Below are 18,766 nucleotides of genomic sequence, written 5' to 3' on the forward strand. Positions count from 1 at the left end.
CCGGCCTCGCCGACGGACAACTCAACGCGGGCTGGACCCACATCGTCGCCCTCGGCCGTGAGCTCTTGTTCTACCGCTCCGGCAACGGCGATATCGCCACCGGCCGCATCGACACCAACGGCATCTTCACCGGCCTCGCCGACGGGCACCTGGTCCCGCACTGGAAGATCATCACCGGCATCGCATGACCGCCGTTGCGGCGCTTGTGGATTTCGCTGTCGAAGCCTGTGGGCCGGCCGCCTTGCTGCCGCACCGTTTGCGGTTCGCCTGCGAGGTCGGCGTCGGCCTGGACGGCCCGCATGATCCGGTCCCACGTGCCGTCCGCCGACCAGTGTCGGTCTCGTTCATAGACGATCTTCTCAGCTGCCGAAACGCTCAGGAAGGTCCCGCCACGGCATGCCCGTTCGGACACGGAACAGGATCCCGTTGGTCCTTACGGTGATCGTTCCAACGTCCGCCACGCTGTCCCGGCGCCGGCAGATGCGGCTCCAATCGGCCCCACTCGGCATTCGTCACCACCCCGGCCCCACGCCGGGAACAACGAGCCGACAACCCGACAGTCACATGATCCGCCGGACAGTGCCTAAGCGCTCCTACGCGGACGGGTGACCGCGCAGGCGGGTACGACGGCGCCCCGGTCCGCGCCCGCCTGGTGCAGGCGGGGTGCGGGCCGGGGCGGCCGGGACGTGCGCGGGCGGTGCCGGTATCGGTCGGCAGCGAGATCAGTCGGTGCCGAACTCCATGGCCGCGCGGTCGAGCATCTCCTCGTCGCCGGAGACCTCGCCGCGCGAGGCGATGGCCTCGGCGCCGCCCTCCGGCATCGCGCCGATCAGGCCGGTGGAGGCCGCCTGGGCGGCGCCGATGGCGGGATGGGCGGCCGTGCCGATCAGGCCCAGCCCGGCGTACTGCTCGAGCCGGGCGCGCGAGTCGGCGATGTCGAGGTTACGCATGGTGAGCTGGCCGATCCGGTCCACCGGGCCGAACGCGGAGTCCTCGGTGCGCTCCATCGACAGCTTGTCCGGGTGGTAGCTGAAGGCCGGGCCGGTGGTGTCGAGGATCGAGTAGTCCTCACCGCGCCGCAGCCGCAGCGTGACCTCGCCGGTGACGGCCGAGCCGACCCAGCGCTGGAGCGACTCGCGCACCATCAGCGCCTGCGGGTCGAGCCAGCGACCCTCGTACATCAGCCGGCCGAGGCGCCGTCCCTCGTTGTGGTACTGGGCGAGGGTGTCCTCGTTGTGGATCGCGTTGACGAGGCGCTCGTAGGCGGCGTGCAGCAGCGCCATGCCGGGCGCCTCGTAGATGCCGCGGCTCTTCGCCTCGATGATCCGGTTCTCGATCTGGTCCGACATGCCCATGCCGTGGCGGCCGCCGATGGCGTTCGCCTCCATCACCAGGTCGACCGCGGAGGCGAACTCCTTGCCGTTGATCGTCGTCGGCCGGCCCTGCTCGAAGCCGATCGTCACGTCCTCGGTGGGGATCTCCACCTGGGGGTCCCAGAACCGCACGCCCATGATCGGCTCGACGGTCTCGACACCCGTGTTCAGGTGCTCCAGGGTCTTGGCCTCATGCGTGGCGCCCCAGATGTTGGCGTCGGTGGAGTACGCCTTCTCGGTGCTGTCGCGGTAGGGCAGGTCGTGGGCGAGCAGCCACTCCGACATCTCCTTGCGGCCGCCGAGCTCGGTGACGAAGTCCGCGTCCAGCCAGGGCTTGTAGATCCGCAGGTGGGGGTTGGCGAGCAGGCCGTAGCGGTAGAACCGCTCGATGTCGTTGCCCTTGAAGGTCGAGCCGTCGCCCCAGATCTGTACGTCGTCCTCCAGCATCGCCCGCACCAGCAGCGTGCCGGTGACGGCCCGGCCGAGCGGCGTGGTGTTGAAGTAGGCGCGACCGCCCGAGCGGATGTGGAAGGCGCCGCAGGCGAGCGCGGCGAGGCCCTCCTCGACCAGGGCCGCTCGGCAGTCGACGAGGCGTGCGATCTCGGCCCCGTACGCCTTGGCGCGGCCGGGCACCGAGGCGATGTCGGGCTCGTCGTACTGGCCGATGTCGGCGGTGTAGGTGCAGGGGACGGCACCCTTGTCGCGCATCCAGGCGACGGCGACGGAGGTGTCGAGGCCGCCGGAGAAGGCGATGCCGACGCGCTCGCCGGTGGGCAGGGAGGTGAGGACCTTGGACATAGGAAGAGTATGCATGACTACGCATGATCATGCAACGCCCTCCGGTAGATCGTCTCCGGTGGCGGCCCAGGGGCCACCCTGTGTGGAGCCGGTCCGAAAGGATTGGGCCACTGTCAGCCCTGCCCAATATGCTCTGGGGGAGAGCGAATTCAGCTCGAACAAGGGGTGGGGATGAAGAAGAACAAGGCCGTCACGGGTGTCGCCGCGGCGCTGGTCATAGCAGCCGGCTCGGTCGGCTGCTCCGCGACGACGGTGGCCGAGAAAGCCGGGAATTCGGCGCAGGCGCTGGTCGAGGCCCTCTCGCGCGCGTCAGACGAGGCCTCGAAGGCCGGCTCGGCCGAGATCAACATGGTCGTGACCTCCAGCGAGACCGCCGGGAAGCCCGTACAGATGAAGGGCGTCTACTCCTGGGGCGACGGGGTCGCGATGGAGACCGAGATGCCGGCCAAGGATCTCCAGATGGAGGAGCTGGTCGCGGACGGCACCATCACCATGCGGATGGTCCAGGGGGCGTACTACTACGGGGTGGACCCCAGCCCGGACGGACCGTTCAAGGGCAAGAGCTGGCTCAAGCTCGACGTGTCCGCCGTCCTCGGCGAGCAGGGCGCGGCGGGTATGAAGGGGGCCAACAGCGACCCGACGGCGGGCCTCAAGACGCTCAAGTACGCGAAGGGGGTCAGCAAGGTCGGCACGGAGAAGGTCAACGGCAAGACCACGATCCACTACCGCGCGACGGTCCCCGGGGACAAGCTGGGTGACGCCGCCGCCATGTACGGCAAGCTGGGGAGCGCGGGCGGCGACGTCGTGACGGACGTCTGGGTCGACGACAAGGGGATGCCGGCCCGCATGAACCAGACCTTCGGCACGACCAGCATGAACCTCGACTTCCTCTCCTTCGGCGGCGCGAAGCCCATATCGGCACCGCCCGCCGGTGACACCGCCGACATCACCGAGCTCTACAAGAGCGGGCAGGCCGGCGGCCCGGCCTGACGCCCGCCGTGGTCGGCCGACGCGGGTCGGCCGACCAGGGCCGCTCGGCCTTGCTACGGCTACGGCTACGGCTACGGCATGGCGCCCGACGGCCGGCCCGCCGCTCCGGCGCAGCTCAGGCGGTCGGAGGTCACGGGCGCGCCGTCGGCGACGTTGCGGTCGTAGGTGACGCTCTTGACCTGTACGGGCTTGCTGCCGACCGTGACCTCGAAGGTCGCGCCGTGGTGCGCGACGGGCCGCAGGCGCGCCCCGGGAAGGGCCGCGGCCAGGGTGGCCGCGTCCTCCTCGCGGCCCGGGGCGTACCGGATCACCGGCGGGCCCGCAGGACGGACGGCCGGCGCGGACGCCGAGGTGTCGGTGACCGCGAACCCGCCGCGGCGCAGGGCCGCGGCGACCGTCGCGTCGTCCACCCGGACGGCGATCCCCGACGGGCGGGTGGGAGTGGCATCGGCTCCGGCGGGCTGGATGCGGGTGTCGCCCGTGACGGGCCGGTCGGCGGCCAGTGCCTTCCAGAGTGCGGCGGAGCGTTCCTCGTGCCACAGCAGGGTGGAGCCGACACCCGGCACCCGGTGATCGAAGATCCGGATCGGTACGGTCACGAACTCCGCCTGTTGCGAGCGCAGCCTGCCGAGCGTGCGGCCGATGCGGACCAGGTCGAACACGTCCGTCCCGGCGTCGGTGCGCACCGACTTCAGCAGGGCGCGGGCGGTCCGGGCGGTGTTCACCGGCCCGGAGAGGGAACCGTCCGCGGTGAGGCGGGCCAGCAGGTCCCCCACCATGCGCTGCTGCCGCCGCATCCGGCCCAGGTCTCCGGCCCGGTTGATGTGGCGCGCGCGCACGTAGCGCAGTGTGGTGTTGCCGTCCGTATGGTGGACCCCGGCGGCGATGTCGAGGCCGGAGTTCTCGTCCTGGAGGGGCTTGTCGGTGCAGACCGTCGCGCCGCCGAGGTCGTTGACGGCCTGCTCGAAGCCGGTGAACCCGGTCTCCAGGTAGTGGTCGATGTGCAGACCCGTGGCCTTCTCGACGGTGCGCACCGTCATCGGGCCGCCGCCGAGGGCGTACGCCCCGTTGATCTTGCCGCGCTTGCCGGTGCCGTCCGCGTACTCCACGTACGAGTCGCGCGGGACGGAGACGACGCTCGCACGCCGCCCGTCCTCGGACAGGTGCAGGAGCATCATCACGTCGGTGCAGTTGCAGCCCTTGCCGCCGACGTGCAGCCTCCGCTTCTCGGCGGCGGACAGGCCGGCGCGGCTGTCGATGCCGACGACCAGGATGTTCGTACCGCGTCCGCCGCCGGGGGCGCCGTCCGCCGCGGTGTGCGCGTTCGCCAGCCAGGTACCGGAGGCGAGGGTGGCCAGCAGGGTCACGGCAACGGTGAGACGGTGCAACTCAGAACCCCCAGAATCGGGTCAATCGGGTCAATCCGGACGAAGGCCGACCGTACTGGCTCCGGACCGCAGCGCCGGGCTACACGCCGCACCGCGCCTCATACGGGCGCCGGATGGCTCACCGCGCGACGGGGCAGGCCCGCGCCTACGCTGGTGAGGCTGCCTTGTCCTCGACGACAGGAGGCCGTCTCGTGAAGCCGACCCGCACACGGCTGCGCCGGGCCTGCGTGGCCGCCGCCAGCGCAGGTGTACTCATCTCCCCCGTCGCGGCGGGCCCCACGTACGGGGCCACCCCTCCGGCGCCGTCCGCCACCGCCTCCCCCTCCACCTCCACCTCCCCCTCCCCGGACGGGGACTCCGACTTCCCCCAGCTCACCCCTGCCGTCGCGGCCAAGCTGGACGCAGCGGTGCAGCGGGTCATGCGCGAGGCGCAGGTGCCCGGCGTGAGCGTGGGGCTGTGGGCCCCCGGCAAGGGCAGCTACGTCAAGTCCTTCGGCGTGGCGGACAAGGCGACCGGCGCACCCATGACGTCCGATCTCCGCGTACGCATCGGCAGCGAGACCAAGACCTTCACCGTCACGGCCCTGCTGCGGCTGGTCGACCAGGGAAAGCTCTCCCTCGACGACCACATCGGCACGTACGTCACGGGCGTTCCCAACGGGGACCGCATCACCCTGCGCCAACTCGCGGGCATGCGCAGCGGGCTCTTCAACTACAGCGAGGACGACGGCTTCAACAAGGCGCTCGACGACAATCCGGTCCGGCCGTACACCCCGCAGGAGTTGCTGGACTACTCCTTCAAGCACCCCGTGCAGTTCCAGCCCGGCGCCGAGTTCGAGTACAGCAACACCAACCTGGTCCTGCTCGGCCTGGTGGTGGAGAAGGTCACCGGCCGGCCGATCAACGAGGTCATCCAGCGCGACGTCCTGGATCCGGCCGGGCTGCGCCGCACGGTCTTCCCCACGAACGCCGCGATACAGGCGCCCTACGCGCACGGCTACTCGGACGAGACCGCCTCCGGCAAGATCGAGGACGCAACCCACTGGAACCCCTCCTGGGCCTGGGCCGCCGGTGCGATGATCTCCGACCTGCAGGACCTGCGCAGTTGGGCCCGCACCCTCGCCACCGGCACCCTGCTGACGCCCGCGACCCAGGCCGAGCGCCTGAAGACGACCCCGATGGACATCCCGGGTGCCGGCTACGGACTGGGCATCTTCAACGTGCAGGGCTGGATCGGCCACAACGGCTCGCTGCCCGGGTACGAAACCCTCACCGTGTACCTGCCGCAGGAGCAGGCGACCATGGTCGTCGTCCTCAACACCGACGTCCTGCACGACGGCCAGGAGCCCAGCACGCTCTTCGGTGAGGCGATCACCGGCATCGTGACCCCCGACCACGTGTATCCGGGGCACAAACCGACCACCCCGAAGAAGAACTGACGGGACGCAACGGCGGACCCGGAGCCGGACCCGGGCAGCGACCAGCTGCCGCGGACCCGGCCACGGAGCGACCTTCGCATGCCAGACTCGCCTCGGTCGGTGAGGGCCTCTCGGCGACCGGTTCCGGTGCGCGAAGGGGTTGAGAAGAGTCATGGCGGACCACGACCTGACCGGCTACGAACAGGGCACGTTCACCCACGAGGGGACCCAGCACCGCGTCCTGCGGCGCGGCACCGGACCCGCCGTGATCGTGATGGCCGAGATACCCGGCATCACCCCGAAGGTGCTGCAGTTCGCGGACCGGGTGGCGGCGATCGGCTGCACCGTCGTGCTGCCGGTGCTGTTCGGCGAGCCGGGCCTGGACCCCCATCCCGATGCGCACGGGCGGCTGGCCACCGCGCGGTACTGGGCTTCCACGGCCCTCAAGGTGTGTGTGAGCCGGGAGTTCACGCTGCTGGCCACGGGCCGCAGCTCGCGGGTCGTGACCTGGCTGCGGGCCCTGGCGGCCCACGAGCACGAGCGGTGCGGCGGCCCGGGCGTCGGCGCCATCGGGATGTGCGTGACCGGAGGGTTCGCGCTGGCCATGGCCACCGACGACCGGCTGATCGCCCCGGTGCTGTCCCAGCCCTCGCTCCCGGTGGCCGTCTCGGCGGGCCGCAAGCGGACGATCGACATCAGCCCCGCGGAACTCGCCGTCGTACGGGGCCGCTGCGAGCGGGAGGGCCTGCAGGTCATGGGGCTGCGGTTCAAGGGCGACTGGTTCGTACCGGGAGACCGGTTCGCCCTGTTGCGGCGCGAGCTCGGCGACGCCTTCGTCGCCGTCGAGCTGGAGGACGGCGCCGCGAGCCCCGACGGCCTGCTCCCCCCGCACTCCGTGGTGACCGAGCACCTGATCGACGCCCCGGGCGAGCCCACCCGGGCGGCGCTGGACCAGGTGCTCGACCTGTTCCGCACGCGCTTGCTCGAAGAGAAGGTCTGAGCGTCCGTCATCCGGCCGGGACGGTCCCGCCGCACCGCTGTGCGGCGGGACCGTCCAACGACCGTCTCTAGACGGTGGTGGACAGGATGCCGTTCTCCGGCCGGCGTGCGGGCGGGTGGGTGCTGCCGGCGACGATCAGGGCGAGTAAGACCGCGGCCGCTTCGCCCTGCAGGATCCGGGCGGCCTGCTTCAGCCGGCCGGGATCGGGGACGGGGATGGACAGGGCCACGCACTCCGCGTTCGGGCCCGCGGTGATCGGCACGGCCGCGCACACCGTCCCGAGCGCGTACTCCTGGAGGTCGAGCAGGGGTGCGTTGGGCGGGCGGGTGTCGAGCTGGTGGAAGAGGTCCTGGTGGGTGGTGAGGGTGTGGGGGGTGAAGCGGGTGAGCTGGTGGCGTGACAAGTGGTCCTTGCGGTCGTCGGGGCCGAGTTGGGTCAGCAGGGCCTTGCCGACCGCGGAGGCGTGGGCGGCGTCGCGGAAGTCCACCCACTCCTCGACCACCGGGGTGGCCGGCCCGTCGGCGTACTGGGTGATGGAGACCTCGCCGTCGGTGTAGCGGGCGACGTAGACACAGGCGCCGACCGCGTCCCGCACCCATGCGAGGGTCTCGCGCAGGTGCCCGCGCCCCTCCCCGTCGCCGGCTTCGGTCAGCAGCAGGGCGTTGCCCGCGATGTAGGCGTCCGGTCCGATCGGGGTGACCAGGTTCGCGCGGAGCAGCTGCTCCATGGCCCTGGCCAGGACCAGTTGCGGCAGCTTCGTCTCGCGAGCGACCTGGGTCAGGTTGACGCCGGCCGAGTAGCGGTTGATGACTTCCAGGACGCGCAGTGCCTCGTGGACGGATTCCAGCGCGGCGGGTGCCGGGCGCCCCTCGGGCGCCTTCGGGACGGCATGGGTCACGCGGGGCCGTTCGAGGGCTTTGAGGGCGCCCACGGTCGCCTCTTCCGTGAGGTGGAGCGGGCTGAGCCTCGCGTTCTGCGCGACGGCGACCGCTACCTGGGGGCCGGGGGTGAAGACCTCCCCCAGGTCGGGGTGCTCCTTGCGGGGGTGTGCCATGAGGGCGTTACGCAGGCGCGCGGGGAGCCGGACGGGCGCCCGAACGCCCCGGCCCGGGCCGCCGCTGAGGGCCGTCAGGTCCTGCGTGGTGATGGGCGGGGTCGTCCAGATCACCGAGGCCCCCAGGGCCTCTTCGAGGCGTTCCGGCATCTGCGGCAGGACCGGCAGGTGTTCCTCGGCGGGCAGGGCCCGGGCCTGGCGTTTCCAGTAGCGGGCGGTGGCGACCTCGGCGCGGGACAGGTGGTGGAGGTAGAGGCAGCGGGCCGCGGTTTGCGAGCCCGCCCCCGCCGCGTACTGGAACCAGAACTGCGCGCCCTCCATCCGGTCCGCCAGGTGCAGCAGACAGCCGAATAGCAGGGCGGAGTCCGCGCCGTAGGGCCAGGACTCGGCGTCCAGGGCGATTTCGGCGAAGGCCCGGCTCTCCACCAGGGACCAGGCGAGGTCGTCCAGGCCGCGGGCGGCCCGTACGTGGCAGGCGGCGTCCAGGACGAGGTCGTCGGTCGCGGCCGACGCCGCCGCCGACCGGCCGCGGGCGGACGGGGCCGCGCCGGCGGCGCCGCCGGGTGCCGAGCGGGCGCGATCGGCCGCGATCCGGCGGGCGATGCGGCGCCGGGCCGCGCCCTCGTCGTATCCGGCGTATTCCTCTGCGAGCACCGTAGCCTCCTCCAGGGCCGCGTCGAGTTCGCCCAGCGGCATGTCGCGGTCACAGGGCATGTCGCTCACTGGTCCTTCTCCTCTCCGGGGATCCAGTCCACCCCGAGCTTGCGGGACAGCGTTCGGCGGGCGCCGCGGATGTGCGAGCGGACCGTCGCGGGGGAGATCCCCATCATCCGGGCGACCGTGTCGGAGTCGTTCCCCAGCAGGAACGCGAGCAGCACCACGTCGTACTGCCGCTCCGAGAGGCCGGCGATGGCCGCGTACAGGCCGAGCTTGGACTCCAGCAGCTCCAGCCGCTCGCGCGAGGTGCGGCGCAGCGCGGCGAACCAGGCCGTCTCCACCATCGCCACCTGCCGGCCCAGGACCGCGAGCCGCCGCTCGACGTGTTCGCGCAGCACCGCCCACGCGAAGCCGTGCAGGCTGGCCTCTTTGAGCGCCTGGCGCCACACCTTCAGCAGGAAGGTGAAGACGTCGTCGACGACCTCTTCGGCGTCCTTGGCGTTGCCGAGTTGCAGGTGGGCGTAGCGCAGGTAGGCACGGTGCTGCTGGGAGTGGAAAGCGGTGAACTCCACCGGCAGCACTCCGGCCAGCTCGCTGGAGACCGCCTGGTCCCCGGATGGGTCGAATTCTCCTTCACTCATACGCTCCCCCACGGCTGTTCGACGCCACCCATGGGAGCGGCGGGGACCTTGATCACGAGTAGACGGACCGCGGTGGTGACTAACAGCGCGAGGGCGACCGTCTCGGCAACATTCACGTCGGCGCGAAACCTTCCAAGTGGACTGTGCGTAAGCGGCGTGCCTGCCCCCGGACCGACAGCCGTGGAGCACCAGGAGCTCCCACTCACCACCCCATCGGAAAACGAGCCCGATCGTGCAAGCCGGTCCACGGGAATCTTCAGAACGAAGAGCATCCGCTCCCCCGCGCGCCCCGGACCGCCCGCGCACGCCCCCCGCACACTCGGTGCCGCTCCTCCTGTCACACGATCGGATGTCGCTACGACCCCATCCGGCGAGGCACGTCCCCACATGCCCCCGCCCGGGGCCGGATGCCTGCATGGTGGGTCCGGATCCCGGCGCCCGGCATGTCCGCCCGCGCGCCCGTCGAGTGGAAGGGCCTGTACCCCGATGGCGTTTGCGAGGACCCTGCTGCCTGCCCTGCTCACTGTGGCGCTGACCGGTGTTCCCGCCGCGGTCCCGGCAGCCGCGGTCCCGGATCCCGCGGCCGCGGACACCGCGGCCTACGACGGGCAGGTCCGCCACGGGACCGCCCTGTTCAGCGTGAAGTCCAGCAACAACGCGGCGGCCCAGGCGTTCACGGTCAACGACACCCGGCTCTCCCGGGTGAGCATCTGGCTCGGCAGCGCAGCGGCCACGGGCAGCGTGACCGTCCAGGTCCGCCGGGTCCTGGCGGACGCGGGGTCGGTGATCGCGTCGAAGACGCTGGATCTGGCCGCGCTCGGGGGTGCCGGCGCCGGCTGGGTCGAGTTCCCGGTCAGCGCCGCCGTCACAGCGGGCACCACGTACTACCTGTTCGTCCAGGCGACCACAGCCGAGAGCGGGCCGGTCGCCTGGTACGGCACGGTGGGGTCCGTGCCGGGCTCACTGAGCAGTTGGAACTATGACAGGGCGTACTGGGGCGGTTGGCACGCGGAGGACTCCAGGCCGGCCTTCCACGTCAATCCCACCGGCAGCGAGCGCTGCGGGGAGACCGAGCCCTGCTACGTACCCTCCACCGCGCTCGCCGCCCGCACCTCGGGCCTGCTGTCCAACGGGGTGGGCACCGAAGCCGTCCTGCCCTCCTTCGCCGTCGGCGCCTCCTACGTCGACGGGAGCAATGTCCTGCGGCTGCCCTCCGGCCGGTGGCGCTACCTGCCCGACGGAGCTTCGGCGTCGGCCGTGGTCGAGGCGGGCGACCCGGGGGCCTCGGCACAGATCGACGAGAACCGCGGCTGGCTGGCCGCGGGCGAAGTGCCCGGTGCCACCGCGGTGCAGCGGTCCGCGGCTCAGCGCGCCCTGCTGTCGATGCGTGCGCTGTTGCGGCCCAACGGGGCTTTCGCCGCGGCGTGGGCGCCGGCCTGGAAGTACTCCTGGCCCCGGGACGGCGCGTTCGCCGCGGCCGCGTTCGCCGCCACCGGGCACGACGAGGAGGCGTACCGGATCCTTGGCTATGACGCGCTCACCCAGCGGCCCGACGGGACCTGGGAGGCCCGCACCGAGCTCGACGGCAGCGGGCCGCCGGACGCGCGCAAGTGGCAGCTGGACGGCAACGGCTGGGTGCCCTGGGCCACCTGGCAGTGGTACCGGGCGGCGCCGCCCGGCGGACGGGACGAACGGCTGCGCCGGCTCTATCCGATGGTGCGCGCGGCGGCCGACCACGCGGCGCGGTCGCTGGGGCCCGACGGGCTGCCTCCGGCGTCCCCGGACTACTGGGAACTGGACACGACGACCGCCAACATCGGGACCGCCGCTCCTCTGCTGGCGGGTCTCAACTCCTCGGCCAACCTGGCCGCCCGGCTGGGCATGGGCGAGGACGCGGCACGCTGGGGCGACGCGGCCCGGCGGCTGTCCGCCGGGATCGCCACCGCCTTCGCCCCCCTCGGGTACCAGCGGACCGTCGACGGCAAGCACGGGCGGGACAGCGCCGTGGCGTTCATGGCGCCGCCCTTCAATGCCGCTCCGCCGGGTCTCGGTGAGGCGCTGGACTCCACCTACCGGGCGCTGCTGCTGCCCAACGGCGGAGTCTCGCCGGGCAACGACCCTTCCTTCAGCTGGGGGTCGTACGCCTGGACGGCCAGCACCTCCTTCTTCGCCCTCGCCTGGTCCGGTACGGGCGAGCACGCGAAGGCAGGCAAGGTGCTCGACTGGGTTCTGTCCAAGCGCAACCGGCTGGGCGAGTTCCCCGAGACCGTGAACGGGGCCGGGTCACCGTCCTCGGTCGCCCCGTTGGGCTGGACGGACGCGTTGGTGGTACTCACCGCGCTGGCCCTCCAGGGCTCCGCCCTCCCCACCCCGCCGACGGGGGTTCGGTAGCCTGGCACGAGCCGGAAAACCTGCGCGCGGGCGGGGCGCTGCCCGAGGGTATCGCGGCGCATTCCCCACCCTCTCAGGAAGGTCAGCCAGCTCGTGGTCTTCCCGATGCTCAGGCCGTTGTCCCGGAACGTCTGGGTCTGCCCGTTGACCTTGAAGGTGAACTCCGCCTCGGCGTTGCTGCCGGGATCGTGGATCTCGCTCACCGCGATACTGCGGAAGCGGACCTTTAGGTCGGTCACGGCCGCTGCCTGCGGGGTGGCGGACGACTGCTCGCTGCTGCATGGTGGTCCTCCTTGGAACGGCGAACAGCCCCGAGTTCGCACTCCACGGCCGAACGAGCGGTCCTGTGGAGAGGGGCCCCTTGCCGTCACGGCCCATGCCCCCTGTCTCCCCGTAGGTCAGTGCCTGGGCGACGAGGCATATCGAACTACTCCCAAGGGATGAATCGACGCCGGCCTGGTTGAGCGTCCCGAGGGGCCCGTCGTCGAAGCGGCGCCCGTCAGGCCCGCGGCGCCGGGCGCCGCGGGCCGCTTCGGGGACACCCGCTAACGCGACCTGTCCACGGGGGTGTTGCCCGTCACCGTGCCATCGGCGGACACCGTGACGGCGTGCCGGACGCCGTCCTGGCCGAGGACCACGGCCAGCCAGGCGCTGCCGCCGCCGTCCTGGGCGACCGGGCGCAGGCTTTCGACCTTGCCGCCCGGCACCGCTGCGGCGGCCTTGTCGGCCGCTTCGCCGATGGCCAGGGAGGGCAGCGGCGCGGGCGCCGCGGCTCCCGGGCCCTGGCGGCCGGCGCCGCCGTCGGGCCGGCCGAGACCCTCGGGGAGCTTGGGGAGCGCCGGCACGTCGAGGTCGCCCCGCTTGCCCTCGTGGTGCGGCTGCGGAGCGTGCCGGCCATCGCCACCGGGGCCGGGGCCGGGGCCGGGCACGGTCCAGTGGAAGCGCGGCCCCCGGTCCGCCCGGTGGTGGTCGTGGTGGTCGGCCACCGCGAGGGCCGCCACTCCCCCGCCGACGACCACCACGGCCGCGCCCGCCGCCGCCCACCGGGCGGCCCTGCTGCGGGGCACGAGGCGGCCCAGCGCCGCCCGCTGGCGGGCTCCGCCGCCGGGGGCCTTCTCGGGCTGACCGGGCTGCTCGGACGGGCCGGACTGCTCGGACGGGCGGGGCGGGACAGATTCAGACATACCAGAACTCCTCAGGACAACCAGGCGCTGCGCCCGGCTCGTTGCAGAGGATGCCGAGCGCATGCTGAAGCTCCGCTGAAGCCACCTGAAGACCTCTTCAGCCTTCCGCCGGGCGGCCCTGCGATCCTGTTCGGCATGCGCGTACTGGTGGTGGAGGACGAACGGAGGCTGGCGGTGGCCCTGCAGCGAGGGCTGCAGTCGGAGGGGTTCTCGGTGGACGTGGCCCATGACGGGCCCCAGGGCCTGTGGCTGGCCACCGAGCACGACTACGACCTGATCGTGCTCGACATCATGCTGCCCGGGCTGAACGGCTACCGGGTCTGCGCGAAGCTGCGCGCGGCCGGCAACGAGTCGGGGATCTTGATGCTCACGGCGAAGGACGGCGAGTACGACGAGGCCGAGGCCCTGGACACCGGCGCCGACGATTTCCTGTCCAAGCCCTTCTCCTATCTCGTCCTGGTCGCCCGGCTGCGCGCGCTGGGCCGGCGTACGGGCCGCCGGCGCCCTCAGGTGATGCGGTTCGGGGACCTGCTGCTCGACCCGGCCCGGCACGCCTGCTCGCGGGGCGGTGCGCAGATACGGCTGACCGCGCGGGAGTTCGCGGTCCTGGAGTACCTGGCGCGGCGCTCGGGCGAGGTGGTGTCCAAGCGCGACATCCTGGAACAGGTGTGGGACAGCGCCTTCGACGGCGATCCCAATGTCGTGGAGGTCCACGTCAGCGCCGTACGCCGCAAGATCGACGCCCCCTTCGGCCGTGCCGCGCTGGAGACCGTACGGGGAGCCGGCTACCGGCTGGCGGTCGACGGTGGCTGAGCGGCCGGATGCGCGCCGCCGCCCGGGGGCCGTACTGAGCGCCGTGCTGAGCCCCGTACTGGAGGCCGTACGGGGCTCCGTACTGGGCCCCGCCTCGCGCGCGGCCTTGCACCGGTGGCCCGTGCTGCGGCGGATGTGGCCCACCACCGTACGGGCACGGGCCACCGTGGGCGCGAGCGTGGTGGTGGCCGCGGCCCTGGCGCTCGCCTCCTTCGCCCTGCTCGGGCTGCTCGAAGCCAATCTGCTGCGCAACGCGGAGAACGACGCCCGGCGGCAGGCCGAGACGGTGGCCCAGCTCGCCGCCACCGGCAAGCTGGGGCGCGTCCGCCCGCCGGGGCGGAGCATCGAATTCGTGCAGGTGGTGGGCGCGGACGGCCGCGTGCTGTTCGCCAGTCCCGATCTGGCGGGCGTGCCCCCGCTCCCGCCGCCGGCCCCCGGCCCACCGGCCACCCGTCTCCACACGTGGAAGATCCGCCCGCTCGGCGAGGGACACCGCCAGCGGGTGGCCCAGGTCGTCACGAACACCCCGGACGGCATGGCCGTCGTCTACGCGGGCGCCTCGCTGCGGGACGCGGACGCGGCCGACGACACCACCACCGCGGCCCTGTTCATCGGCATGCCCTTGCTCCTGGCCACCGTGGCCCTCGTGACCTGGCGGGTCACCGGGCACGCGCTGAGGCCGGTGGAGGCGATCCGCGCCGAGGTCGCCGAGATCTCCGACCGCGACCTGCACCGGCGGGTGCCGGTGCCGGCCACGCAGGACGAGGTGGCCCGGCTGGCCGAGACCATGAACGCCACCCTGGACCGGCTGGAGGCCTCCGGCATCCGCCAGCGGCAGTTCATCGCCGACGCCTCCCACGAACTGCGCAGCCCCATCACCGTCCTGCGCACCCAGCTGGAGGTGGCCCTGGCCGTCCGCGACCCGGAGCTGTGGCCCGAGCTGATCGGCGGGGCCCTGGAGGACATCGAACGGCTCCAGCACCTGACGGCCGATCTGCTGCTGCTCGCCCGCATCGACGCCGCCCCGCCCGTGTCCGCCGCGCCGCTGGACCTGACCGCTCTGGTCCGCGAGGCGGTGGACTGCCGGCTCGGGGACCGGGTGCCGGTCCGGGTGCGGCTCGAAGCCGGTGTCGAGGTCACCGCCGGGGCCCTGTGGCTCGGCCGGATCGTCACCAACCTCGTCGACAACGCCCAGCGTTACGCGGCTCGTCGCGTGGAGGTCACCCTGCGCACGACCGCCGGGCCGGGGCCGCGCACCGCCGTCCTGGAGGTCCTCGACGACGGCCCCGGCATCCCCGCGGCGGACCGCGAGCGGGTCTTCGAACGGTTCACGCGGCTCGACGACTCGCGCAGCCGCGACCACGGCGGAGCCGGTCTGGGCCTCGCCATCGCCCGCGACCTGAGCACCCACCACGGCGGCACGCTGACGGCCGAGGAGCCTGCGGAGGGCGGCGCCCGTCTGGTGCTCCGGCTGCCGGTGACGCATCTGCCCTGACCGGTCATCTGGCGCGGCGCGGCCGGGGAATGGCCGCGCGGGTGCTCACTTGTCGTCGAAGACGATCTGTTCGCAGGGGTGGGTCATCCGCAGGGTCTGGCCGTCGGTGATCTCGATCAGACGGTGCATGCCGGTGACCTCGTCGTTGCCCGGCAGGATGCGGAACTTGTCCCCGGCCCCGGCCAGGAAGGCGGGGAACCAGGCCAGTGACTGGTTCCCCGGGTCGTAGTCGAGATAGTCCTTCAGCCGGCGGAACAGCTTCGGGAGGATCACCGCACCCGCGTCGGCGGTGATCGCGCACATGTCGGTGACCTTGACCCCCTCGACGGTCACGTCCTCGGCCCACAGCCCCTTGGGTGGCACGGCCTCCCTGGCCTGGAGGGCGGCGGCCTTGAGGACCCCGCGCAGGTCGGACGGCAGACCCGAGTAGAAGGTCGGGTAGGCCAGCCCGACCGCGAGCAGGTGGTGGTTGACGGTCTTGCGCAGCAGGTCCTCGCCGACACGGATCTCGTAGCCGCTGCATCCGGGCGGGAAGCCGCGGCCGACCAGGGCGATGCAGCGGCCGTAGGCGTCGGCGCCGCGGGTGAGGATGAATCCGGGCACGCTGTCGGGCGTGGTGGTGACGGTCTCGTCCGCGTGGCGCTCGATGTGGGTGAAGCCGAGCCAGGTCAGCAACTCGTCCGCGGCCCGGTGCGCGAACTTCAGCGGCTGGTGCCGCTCGGGCCCGTAACTGCCGTTGCTGTAGTGGGTCTCCAGCGTGTCGACGCCTTCCAGACGGACGCTGGCACGGCCGTCCGCCTTGGGCACGATCGGTGCCCGCCCGCCCACGAGTTTCCAGTCGCCGGGGTCCTCGGGGATGAAGGGGAGGGTGTCGCCGTCCGGTTTGGCACCGCCGTTCACCCGGAAGGACCCTCTGATCAGCAGCATGGACATGGCGACTCCCGGGGGGAGGCGGACAGGGCGTCACCCACCGTAGCAAGTGATCACCCAGAGTGCCCGGAGGGTGAAAAGGGCGTGCCTCGGGCCGGGCCGCTCGCTAGGGTCGGCGTACGCGCTGCCGACACGACACGGCACGCCCGATGCCAGTGAAGAGAGGGGGAGCCCGGCCATGCGCACGCACCGCACCGCCGTCTTCGCTCCCCGGTCCCGGTACGACGTGATCCCGGTGTCTCGTAGCGCGCGGTGCCGGCTGCGCGGCCGTCACCCCCTGCCCGTGACGCACCTCGGGGTCATCACCCTCTAGGTTCCGGGCCCTTCCGGGTCCCGTCCCCTCCCGCTCGCCGTACGCCCCGCGCCCGGATCCCTCCGGGCCCGGCGGCGGCGCCGCGGCCGCGTCCGGGAATCGCGCCGCCCTCTTCCTCATCACTCGAAAGGCCTCGGGCCATGCGCGCCACCAGGCGACCCGTCGACACCACTTCCCCGACCGCCGTCCGCAACCTGGGCATCCTCGCCCACGTCGACGCCGGCAAGACCACGATCACCGAACGCATCCTCTTCGCCACCGGCGCCATCCACAAACGGGGAGAGGTGCACGACGGCACGACCGTCACCGACTTCGACACCCAGGAACGCGACCGCGGCATCACCATCTTCGCGGCGGCCGTGAGCTGCACCTGGGGCGGACACCGCGTCAACCTCATCGACACTCCGGGGCACGTCGACTTCTCCGACGAGGTCGAGCGTTCCCTGCGGGTGCTGGACGGGGCCGTCGCCGTGTTCGACGCCGTCGCCGGGGTCGAGCCGCAGAGCGAGTCGGTGTGGCGGCAGGCCGACAAGCACGGGGTGCCGCGGATCGCGTTCGTCAACAAGCTGGACCGGGCGGGCGCCGACCTCGACACCGCGGTCGCGTCGATCCGGGAGCGGCTGGGCACCGTACCCCTGGTGGTGCAGCTGCCCATCGGGCAGGAGGACGCGTTCACCGGCGTCGTCGATCTGCTGGGCATGCGTGCGCTGCGCTGGCAGGCGGACGCCGACACCTATGAGTCGGGGCCGGTCCCCGAGTCGCTGCGGGAGGAGGCGCAGCGGCGCCGCCGGCTCCTGGAGGAGACGGTGGCCGAGCTCCACGCCGACGCCCTGGAGGAGTTCTGCACGGATGCGGCGCTGTCCGAGGGGACGCTGGTACGGGCCCTGCGCGAGCTCACGCTGCGCGGGGACGGCGCGGTGGTCCTGTGCGGTTCGGCGTACCGCAACCGCGGGATCGAGCCGTTGCTGGACGCGGTGCTGGCGTACCTGCCGTCCCCCGTGGACGTGCCCCCGGTGCGTGGGCTGGCGGGCGGCGTGGAGCAGGAGCGCGCCCCCGATCCGGCGGAGCCGTTCGCGGCCCTCGCCTTCAAGGTGACGGCGACGGCGACGGGACGGCTCACGTACCTGCGGATCTACGCGGGCACGCTGCGCAAGGGCGAGTCCGTACTGGACCCGGCGACGGGCCGTACCGAGCGGGTCGGCCGGATCCTGCGGGTGCAGGCCGACCGGCACGAGGAAAGGGAGGAGGCACGCGCCGGTGACATCGTCGCCGTGATCGGGCTGAAGGCCGCGCGGGCCGGTTCGACCCTGTGCGCGCCGGGGGCCCCGCTGGTCCTCGAACCGCCCTCGGTGGCCGAACCGGTGGTGTCGGTGGCGGTCGAGGCCCTGCGCGGCGTCGACACCGGACGGCTCTCCTCGGCCCTGGCGCGGCTCGCCGAGGAGGACCCGTCGCTGGTGGTGCGCTCCGACGCGGAGACGGGTCAGACCGTGCTGTCCGGGCTCGGCGAACTGCACCTGGAGGTCGCGGTGGAGAAGATCCGCAGCGGCCACGGGGTGGAGGTGGTCGTCGGCCGGCCGCAGGTCTCCTATCGGGAGACCGTCGTACGCGGCGTGACCGGCCTCGTCTACCGGCACGTCAAACAGGACGGCGGCGCCGGCCAGTTCGCGCACGTCGTCATCGACGTCGAACCGCTGGAGGAAGGGGGCTTCGAGTTCCGCTCGACGGTCGTCGGGGGCCGCGTGCCGCAGGAGTACGCGCGCGCCGTGGAGGCCGGCTGTCGCGACGCCCTGGCCGAGGGCCCGCTCGGCGGCCACCCGGTGACGGGGCTGCGGGTCACGCTCACCGACGGGGCGACCCACTCCAAGGACTCCTCGGAGCTGGCGTTCCGGGCGGCGGGCCGGTTCGCACTGCGCGAGGCGCTGCGCGTGAGCACGGTGGAGCTGCTGGAGCCGGTCGTGGAGGTCGTGGTGAGCGTGCCGCAGGACGGTGTCGGCGGCGTACTGGGTGATCTCGCCGCCCGTCGCGGCCGGGTCTCGGCGTCCACGGCCCGGGCCGGGACGGCGGTGATCACGGCGACCGTGCCGCTGGCCGAGCTGTTCGGCTACGCGTCCCGGCTGCGCGGCCGGACCCAGGGCCGGGGGACCTTCACCACCCGGCCGGCCGGTCTGGCGCCGGTACCGGCTTCGGTCGCGGGTGCGCTGCTCGCCCGCTGACGGTTGACGGCGGGCGGCTGACGGCGCGCGGTTGACGGCGCGCGCGGGCGCCGCGCCGTTCTCGTCCGCCCCGCCCCGCCCCGATCCCGGGGGCGGGGCGGGACACCC

Annotated in this window: 15 protein-coding genes and 1 pseudogene; 9 read left to right on the forward strand and 7 right to left on the reverse strand. The window is 72.6% G+C overall.

Features of this window, described 5'->3' with window-relative positions; genetic code table 11:
* Nucleotides 1-188, forward strand: a 188-nt coding sequence (locus ACF059_RS04740; protein WP_392053152.1) for a hypothetical protein, incomplete at its 5' end; no start/stop codon positions are given.
* A gap of 77 nt (nt 189-265) precedes the next feature.
* Here the strand turns inward: ACF059_RS04740 and ACF059_RS04745 are convergent.
* Nucleotides 266-519: pseudogene (locus ACF059_RS04745) on the reverse strand (transposase); the annotation flags it as partial.
* A 203-nt stretch (nt 520-722) separates the two neighbouring features.
* Nucleotides 723-2,171, reverse strand: coding sequence for an argininosuccinate synthase (gene argG, locus ACF059_RS04750; RefSeq protein ID WP_392051338.1), 1,449 nt, complete (start codon nt 2,169-2,171; stop codon nt 723-725).
* Between the two features lie 171 nt (nt 2,172-2,342).
* Here argG and ACF059_RS04755 point away from each other — a divergent pair, with 171 nt between their 5' ends.
* Nucleotides 2,343-3,161, forward strand: a complete 819-nt coding sequence (locus ACF059_RS04755; RefSeq protein ID WP_392051342.1) for a hypothetical protein — start codon at nt 2,343-2,345, stop codon at nt 3,159-3,161.
* Between the two features lie 71 nt (nt 3,162-3,232).
* Here the strand turns inward: ACF059_RS04755 and ACF059_RS04760 are convergent, their stop codons facing one another.
* On the reverse strand, nt 3,233-4,549 hold the full coding sequence (locus tag ACF059_RS04760; protein ID WP_392051345.1) for an LCP family protein: 1,317 nt from the start codon (nt 4,547-4,549) through the stop codon (nt 3,233-3,235).
* A 191-nt stretch (nt 4,550-4,740) separates the two neighbouring features.
* Between ACF059_RS04760 and ACF059_RS04765 the strand changes: the two genes are divergently transcribed.
* Both ACF059_RS04765 and ACF059_RS04770 read left to right on the forward strand, forming a co-directional pair.
* Nucleotides 4,741-5,988, forward strand: coding sequence for a serine hydrolase domain-containing protein (locus ACF059_RS04765; RefSeq protein ID WP_392051348.1), 1,248 nt, complete (start codon nt 4,741-4,743; stop codon nt 5,986-5,988).
* Nucleotides 5,989-6,139: 151 nt separating this feature from the next.
* On the forward strand, nt 6,140-6,967 hold the full coding sequence (locus ACF059_RS04770; protein WP_392051351.1) for a dienelactone hydrolase family protein: 828 nt from the start codon (nt 6,140-6,142) through the stop codon (nt 6,965-6,967).
* A gap of 67 nt (nt 6,968-7,034) precedes the next feature.
* Here ACF059_RS04770 and ACF059_RS04775 read toward each other — a convergent pair whose 3' ends face one another.
* Nucleotides 7,035-7,865 (reverse strand): IclR family transcriptional regulator C-terminal domain-containing protein, encoded by an 831-nt coding sequence (locus tag ACF059_RS04775; protein ID WP_392053054.1) that lies wholly within the window; start codon nt 7,863-7,865, stop codon nt 7,035-7,037.
* An 875-nt stretch (nt 7,866-8,740) separates the two neighbouring features.
* Nucleotides 8,741-9,319, reverse strand: coding sequence for a sigma-70 family RNA polymerase sigma factor (locus ACF059_RS04780; protein ID WP_360891964.1), 579 nt, complete (start codon nt 9,317-9,319; stop codon nt 8,741-8,743).
* 486 nt (nt 9,320-9,805) lie between these two features.
* Between ACF059_RS04780 and ACF059_RS04785 the strand changes: the two genes are divergently transcribed.
* Nucleotides 9,806-11,710: a hypothetical protein gene (locus ACF059_RS04785; protein WP_392051354.1), complete on the forward strand. Its 1,905-nt coding sequence runs from the start codon at nt 9,806-9,808 to the stop codon at nt 11,708-11,710.
* A gap of 545 nt (nt 11,711-12,255) precedes the next feature.
* Here ACF059_RS04785 and ACF059_RS04790 read toward each other — a convergent pair.
* Nucleotides 12,256-12,894 (reverse strand): hypothetical protein, encoded by a 639-nt coding sequence (locus tag ACF059_RS04790; RefSeq protein WP_392051357.1) that lies wholly within the window; start codon nt 12,892-12,894, stop codon nt 12,256-12,258.
* Between the two features lie 135 nt (nt 12,895-13,029).
* Between ACF059_RS04790 and ACF059_RS04795 the strand changes: the two genes are divergently transcribed.
* Together ACF059_RS04795 and ACF059_RS04800 are read left to right on the forward strand one after the other, a co-directional pair.
* Nucleotides 13,030-13,707, forward strand: coding sequence for a response regulator transcription factor (locus tag ACF059_RS04795; RefSeq protein WP_392051360.1), 678 nt, complete (start codon nt 13,030-13,032; stop codon nt 13,705-13,707).
* A gap of 133 nt (nt 13,708-13,840) precedes the next feature.
* The gene (locus ACF059_RS04800; RefSeq protein ID WP_392053057.1) at nt 13,841-15,202 is read left to right on the forward strand and encodes a sensor histidine kinase; all 1,362 of its coding nucleotides are present in this window, start codon (nt 13,841-13,843) and stop codon (nt 15,200-15,202) included.
* Between the two features lie 45 nt (nt 15,203-15,247).
* Here the strand turns inward: ACF059_RS04800 and ACF059_RS04805 are convergent, their stop codons facing one another.
* Nucleotides 15,248-16,135, reverse strand: a complete 888-nt coding sequence (locus tag ACF059_RS04805; protein WP_392051363.1) for a thermonuclease family protein — start codon at nt 16,133-16,135, stop codon at nt 15,248-15,250.
* 175 nt (nt 16,136-16,310) lie between these two features.
* Between ACF059_RS04805 and ACF059_RS04810 the strand changes: the two genes are divergently transcribed.
* Both ACF059_RS04810 and fusA read left to right on the forward strand, forming a co-directional pair.
* The gene (locus tag ACF059_RS04810) at nt 16,311-16,445 is read left to right on the forward strand and encodes a hypothetical protein (RefSeq protein ID WP_392051367.1); all 135 of its coding nucleotides are present in this window, start codon (nt 16,311-16,313) and stop codon (nt 16,443-16,445) included.
* 140 nt (nt 16,446-16,585) lie between these two features.
* Nucleotides 16,586-18,658: an elongation factor G gene (fusA, locus tag ACF059_RS04815; protein ID WP_392051370.1), complete on the forward strand. Its 2,073-nt coding sequence runs from the start codon at nt 16,586-16,588 to the stop codon at nt 18,656-18,658.
* Nucleotides 18,659-18,766: the final 108 nt, after the last annotated feature.

It is taken from the genome of Streptomyces sp. NPDC016562, assembly GCF_043076955.1.
Lineage (GTDB): Bacteria > Actinomycetota > Actinomycetes > Streptomycetales > Streptomycetaceae > Streptomyces.

What these genes read in the sequence shown, in the direction of transcription:
- ACF059_RS04800 (WP_392053057.1), top strand. Translation starts at nt 13,841, where the DNA reads ATGTGGCCCACCACCGTACGGGCACGGGCCACCGTGGGCGCGAGCGTG.
- ACF059_RS04770 (WP_392051351.1), top strand. Translation starts at nt 6,140, where the DNA reads ATGGCGGACCACGACCTGACCGGCTACGAACAGGGCACGTTCACCCAC.
- ACF059_RS04805 (WP_392051363.1), bottom strand. Translation starts at nt 16,135, where the DNA reads ATGTCCATGCTGCTGATCAGAGGGTCCTTCCGGGTGAACGGCGGTGCC.
- ACF059_RS04780 (WP_360891964.1), bottom strand. Translation starts at nt 9,319, where the DNA reads ATGAGTGAAGGAGAATTCGACCCATCCGGGGACCAGGCGGTCTCCAGC.
- ACF059_RS04785 (WP_392051354.1), top strand. Translation starts at nt 9,806, where the DNA reads ATGGCGTTTGCGAGGACCCTGCTGCCTGCCCTGCTCACTGTGGCGCTG.
- ACF059_RS04795 (WP_392051360.1), top strand. Translation starts at nt 13,030, where the DNA reads ATGCGCGTACTGGTGGTGGAGGACGAACGGAGGCTGGCGGTGGCCCTG.
- ACF059_RS04755 (WP_392051342.1), top strand. Translation starts at nt 2,343, where the DNA reads ATGAAGAAGAACAAGGCCGTCACGGGTGTCGCCGCGGCGCTGGTCATA.
- ACF059_RS04790 (WP_392051357.1), bottom strand. Translation starts at nt 12,894, where the DNA reads ATGTCTGAATCTGTCCCGCCCCGCCCGTCCGAGCAGTCCGGCCCGTCC.
- ACF059_RS04810 (WP_392051367.1), top strand. Translation starts at nt 16,311, where the DNA reads ATGCGCACGCACCGCACCGCCGTCTTCGCTCCCCGGTCCCGGTACGAC.
- fusA (WP_392051370.1), top strand. Translation starts at nt 16,586, where the DNA reads ATGCGCGCCACCAGGCGACCCGTCGACACCACTTCCCCGACCGCCGTC.
- argG (WP_392051338.1), bottom strand. Translation starts at nt 2,171, where the DNA reads ATGTCCAAGGTCCTCACCTCCCTGCCCACCGGCGAGCGCGTCGGCATC.